The organism is Methylorubrum podarium, from assembly GCF_022179745.1.
In the GTDB taxonomy this organism is placed as follows: domain Bacteria; phylum Pseudomonadota; class Alphaproteobacteria; order Rhizobiales; family Beijerinckiaceae; genus Methylobacterium; species Methylobacterium podarium.
Genome location: NZ_BPRD01000685.1, coordinates 1 through 1,393, shown reverse-complemented (window position 1 = coordinate 1,393; position 1,393 = coordinate 1). Strand labels below are relative to the sequence as shown.

Annotated in this window: 2 protein-coding genes and 1 pseudogene; 2 read left to right on the top strand and 1 reads right to left on the bottom strand. The window is 72.9% G+C overall.

Going from position 1 to position 1,393, the window contains the following annotated elements; all coding sequences use genetic code 11:
- A pseudogene (locus tag MFF42_RS25805) lies at positions 1-664 on the bottom strand (heparinase II/III domain-containing protein); the annotation flags it as partial.
- 157 nt (positions 665-821) lie between these two features.
- Here MFF42_RS25805 and flgB point away from each other — a divergent pair.
- Positions 822-1,211, top strand: a complete 390-nt coding sequence (flgB, locus tag MFF42_RS25800; protein WP_238258813.1) for a flagellar basal body rod protein FlgB — start codon at positions 822-824, stop codon at positions 1,209-1,211.
- On the top strand, positions 1,208-1,393 hold a 186-nt coding region (locus MFF42_RS25795; RefSeq protein ID WP_238258812.1), incomplete at its 3' end, for a flagellar basal body protein. The genes flgB and MFF42_RS25795, both read left to right, overlap by 4 nt.

Genomic DNA, 1,393 nt, shown 5'->3' with positions numbered 1-1,393 from the left:
CGAGCCGCACCCGCGCGGCATGCTCGTCGGCCCGCGCGGCGTAGATCTGGCCGCGCAGTACCAGGGCGATCTCCTCGGCGAGCGCGTAGCCGAATCGCAACCCCTCTCCGCCGAGCGGGCGCCGACGCGGCCCCGGCCCATGATCGGGCGCGCCGAGGCGCAGGACCGGATCGGCGACGGTGACGGCGCCCGTGTTGCGCCAGGAGCGCAGGGTGACGACGACGCCTTTCGCCTGATCGGGCACGCGGAAGGCGATGCGGAACGGATCCGCACCGAGGAGCGCCGGCCCCGGAATCCAGGCGACCTGCGGATCGAGCAGGCTGCGGGCGAGCCCCGGCACGTGGTCGAGATCGAGGCTGGACCCGTCCGCCGCCAGGAAGTCGAAGCCGGCCGCGGCGGCATCGACGGCCAGGGCCGCCGCCTCGCCCTCCTCGAAGGCGAGGCCGAATTGCAGGCAGGCCCAGCGGCCGGGGGCGAGATCGGAAAAACCGAAACCCACCCGCGCGAAGCGGTTGTTGGGCACGATCCGGTGCAGCCCCTCGCGTCCGCCCGGCCCGGCGCCCCCGGCATAGCGGGCCGAGGCCGGCCGGAGCGGGGCCGCGCCCTCGCCGCCGCGCTCTGCGTCGGAGGCCGCCGCGCCGGCCCGCTCGTCGATCTGGTCCATCACCCACAGGCGCTACCGCGAGGGCCGCCCCTGTCAAGGCGCGAGCCAGCCTCGTGCAAGATTGCCTACCTAAACCTCCCATCCGACGCGGAGCTCACCCTCGGAGTGCACCCGCGTCCGGCATTTCTCCGAAGGCCCTTGGGATGGGGGCGTGACCATGACGACGGGCGTCTACCTGTTCGATCTCGCCTCGCAGCACGCGCGCTACCTCGCGACGCGGCAGGCCACCATCGCCGGAAACGTCGCGAACGCGAACACCCCCGGCTACAAGGCGCGGGACGTGATGCCGTTCGCCCAGGTCCTGGCCAAGACCGGCCTCGACATGTCCTCGACGGCCCGGACCCACCTGGACGCGCCGGGCAACCGCATCCCCGTGCGCGAGGCGAAGCCGTCGGAGACCTGGGAGGTGCTCGAATCGTCGAGCGCGGTCAGCCTGGAGCAGGAGATGCTCAAGGCCGGCGACGTCTCCCGGCAGCACAACCTCGACACGGCGGTGGTGAAGTCGTTCCACCGCATGCTGATGGCCGCGGTCAGGAGCGGGTCGTGATCGATCCCCTGCTCTCCGCCTCGCGGCTCGCGAGCGCCGGCCTCGAAGCGCAGTCGCTGCGCATGCGGGTCGTCTCCGAAAACCTCGCCAACGCGCAATCGACGGGCGCGACGCCGGGCGCGGACCCTTATGCCCGCAAGACGGTGACGTTCCGGGCCGAACTCGACCGGGCGGCGGGCGTC

Excerpts from the sequence above, each read along its gene's own strand:
- flgB (WP_238258813.1), top strand. The coding sequence starts at position 822 with ATGACGACGGGCGTCTACCTGTTCGATCTCGCCTCGCAGCACGCGCGC.